This is a genomic window from Polaromonas sp. P1_E1_2, from assembly GCF_056406035.1.
Window position 1 is genome coordinate 1 of record NZ_JBFUAZ010000512.1, and the last position, 3098, is coordinate 3098.

3 protein-coding genes and 1 pseudogene are annotated in these 3098 nt (G+C 61.5%); all 4 read left to right on the forward strand.

The genetic code is table 11. From position 1 onward, the window contains the following. Positions 1–286: pseudogene (locus AC1D1P_RS19045) on the forward strand (histone deacetylase family protein); the annotation flags it as partial. 7 nt (positions 287–293) lie between these two features. Next, positions 294–1100 (forward strand): enoyl-CoA hydratase, encoded by an 807-nt coding sequence (locus AC1D1P_RS19050; RefSeq protein ID WP_477674051.1) that lies wholly within the window; start codon positions 294–296, stop codon positions 1098–1100. After that, positions 1079–2437: a mechanosensitive ion channel family protein gene (locus AC1D1P_RS19055; RefSeq protein ID WP_477671086.1), complete on the forward strand. Its 1359-nt coding sequence runs from the start codon at positions 1079–1081 to the stop codon at positions 2435–2437. Before AC1D1P_RS19050 ends, AC1D1P_RS19055 begins: the two co-directional genes overlap by 22 nt. Before the next feature lie 326 nt (positions 2438–2763). Further along, on the forward strand, positions 2764–3098 hold a 335-nt coding region (locus AC1D1P_RS19060), incomplete at its 3' end, for an electron transfer flavoprotein subunit beta/FixA family protein (protein WP_477674052.1).

The window sequence follows — 3098 nt, forward strand, 5'->3', positions numbered from 1 at the left end:
GGGCATGGCGGTGCGTGAGTTGATAGAAGCGGCGTGGATTCCGCGTCTGGAAGAATTCAAGCCCGAGATGATTTTCATCAGCGCCGGTTTTGATGCGCACCGCGACGACGACCTGGGCCAGATGGGACTGGTCGAGCAGGACTACGCCTGGATCACCCAGCGCCTGAAGGACGTCGCCAGGCGCCATTCGCAAGGCCGTATCGTCTCGTCGCTTGAAGGTGGCTACAACCTGAATGCGCTGGCGCGCAGCGTGGAAGCGCATATTCGCGTCCTGGCCGATTTGTAGGGCATTCATGAGTGCCGTATCTGCTGAGCTTTCGGCTCCCGTGCTTCACACGCATGACGCGCGCGGTGTCCACCGCCTGGTGCTGAACCGGGCGGCCGCCTTCAACACGCTCAATGAAGATGTCCTTGGGGCGCTACAGGCTGCGCTGAATGCGATAGCGGTCGACCCTGCAGCACGTGCGGTGGTCATTTCCGCGCAAGGCAAGGCGTTTTGCGCCGGCCATAACCTGAAAGACATGYGCGCCCGGCCCGAGCTGGCTTATTATCAGAAGCTTTTTGCGCAGTGCACGCGCGTGATGCTCAGCATCCAGAGGCTGCCGGTACCGGTGATTGCGCAGGTGCAGGGCCTGGCCACCGCGGCCGGGTGCCAGCTGGTGGCCCAATGTGATCTGGCGGTGGCCTCCAGCAATGCGACTTTTGGCGTGAATGGCATCGATGTGGGCCTCTTTTGCGCCACGCCCAGCGTGCCGCTGGTGCGCAACATGCCCGCCAAGCAGGCCATGGAAATGCTGATGACGGGAGACTTCATCACGGCCGACGAAGCGCGCGTGCGCGGGCTGGTCAACCGTGTCGTGCCGCTGGATTCGCTGGGCGCCGAAGTCGAAAAACTCTTGCAGTCGCTCCTGTCCAAACCGCGCGAAGCACTCGCCATGGGCAAGGAGCTTTTTTACCAGCAACGTGAAACCGGCATCGAGGCCGCCTACCAATTGGCGGGCCAGTCCATGGCCTGCAACATGGCCCATGCCACGGCACAGGAAGGTGTGCAGGCCTTCATCGAAAAAAGGAAACCCCAATGGCCAGCGCCGGCGCCCTGACGACCCGTTCTGCTCCTCCCGTCCGCATTGATGCGCTGGATGACTGGTTTGCGGCACTGGCCCAGCCTACCGCCCTCACGGAGCTGGCCGCGCTGATTTCCTGCGCGTTGCTGGCCTGGCTGGTGGTGCGCATGGCGGGCCGCGCACGTATGGCGGTCGATGGGACTTCCATCCTTTTCGGGCGGCGCGTGATTGACGGCGTGCTGTTTCCGCTGCTGCTGCTTTTCTTTGCCAATGCGGTGCAGGTCCTTTTGGCGAGGACCTTTCCGTTGGCGGTATTCAAGGTAGCCATTCCCGTGCTGCTGTCGCTGGCGGTGATCCGCCTGGGGGTCAAGGTGCTGCAGGTGGCCTTCAAGGACGCACCGCTGGTGCGGGCCCTGGAGCGCACCATCTCCTGGCTGGCCTGGATCGCCATGGTGCTGTGGGTCAGCGGCTTCTTGCCTGTGATACTTGACGAGCTCGACGACATCAAGTGGAAGGTCGGCAACTCGACGTTGTCGGTGCGCACCATGCTTGAAGGCGCGGTGACAGCCGGTGTGGTGCTGCTGATCACCTTGTGGATATCTTCGGCCATCGAGGCGCGCCTGCTGCGTTCGGCCACCGGCAACGAGCTCTCCCTGCGCAAGGCTGTCAGCAATGCGGTGCGTGCCATGCTGATGTTTGTCGGCCTGATGCTGGCGCTGTCGTCGGTGGGCATTGACCTCAGGGCGTTGTCGGTGCTGGGCGGCGCGGTAGGCGTGGGTGTGGGCTTTGGCCTGCAGAAGCTGGCGGCCAACTACGTGAGCGGCTTTGTCATGCTGGCCGAGCGCAGTGTGCGCATCGGTGACAACGTGCGGGTGGACACCTTTGAAGGGCGCATTACCGATATCAATGCGCGCTACACCGTGGTGCGTGCACCGTCCGGGCGCGAATCCATCGTGCCCAACGAGATGTTCATCAGCAGCCGTGTTGAAAACCTCTCGCTCAGCGATACGCAGGTGCTGCAGTCCACCGTGGTGTCGGTGAGCTATGACAGCGACGTCGAGCTGGTGATGGGCCTGCTCAGTGAAGCCGCGCTCAAGCAGGACCGTGTGCTGCGCGACCCTGGCCCCAGCGTCAATCTGACCCACTTTGGCGTCGACGGGCTCGAGTTCACGCTCAACTACTGGATGGTTGATCCCGAAAACGGCCAGCAGAACCTGCGCTCGCGTGTCAACCTCGCCGTCCTGGAGTCGCTGCGTTCGCACGGCATCGAAATTCCGTACCCGCAGCGTGTGGTGCATACCCGCGTGAGCATTTCGGAGAATGCAAAAAGCGCGGAGGGCGAGAAGGGCGCTACCGGTGCCAAGCCTTCCTGAGCAGCCCACAAACGGCCTGCAGCGCGTCTTTTCCCTGTTCCGTCACCTGTCGCCGCATCGGCAGTTGACGCCTGAAAGACACCTGCAGGCCAAGGGTTGGGCAGGATGCTCTAATTCCGTGTGTCCGGCCCTCTATAATGAAAAATAGAACGATCGTTCTTTTTCTGCCTGGTTCCCCTTGATACCCTCTGGCAACCAGTTCCGCAGCCCGCATCAGGGGCGCCGCAGCATAGAATGCAGAGCTTACGTTTACGTTAACGTCAATTCAGTCCCGATTTCATTTCGATTTCAATCAGTACTCAATCCATCAACTCTGGAGTCCTCTCATGAAGGTCTTGGTTCCCGTCAAACGCGTTGTGGACTACAACGTCAAAGTCCGCGTCAAATCCGATGGCACTGGTGTCGACATCGCCAACGTCAAGATGAGCATGAACCCGTTTGACGAGATCGCCGTTGAAGAAGCGACCCGCCTGAAGGAAAAGGGCGTCGTGACCGAAGTCATCGCCGTCAGCTGCGGCGTGCTGCAGTGCCAGGAAACCCTGCGCACCGCCATGGCCATCGGCGCCGACCGCGCCATCCTGGTCGAAACCGCCGAAGAACTGCAGCCGCTGGCTGTGGCCAAGCTGCTCAAGGCGCTGGTCGAAAAAGAACAACCCCAGCT

Bases quoted from the DNA above. Each gene is read 5' to 3' on its own strand.
- AC1D1P_RS19055 (WP_477671086.1), top strand. From the start codon at position 1,079: ATGGCCAGCGCCGGCGCCCTGACGACCCGTTCTGCTCCTCCCGTCCGC.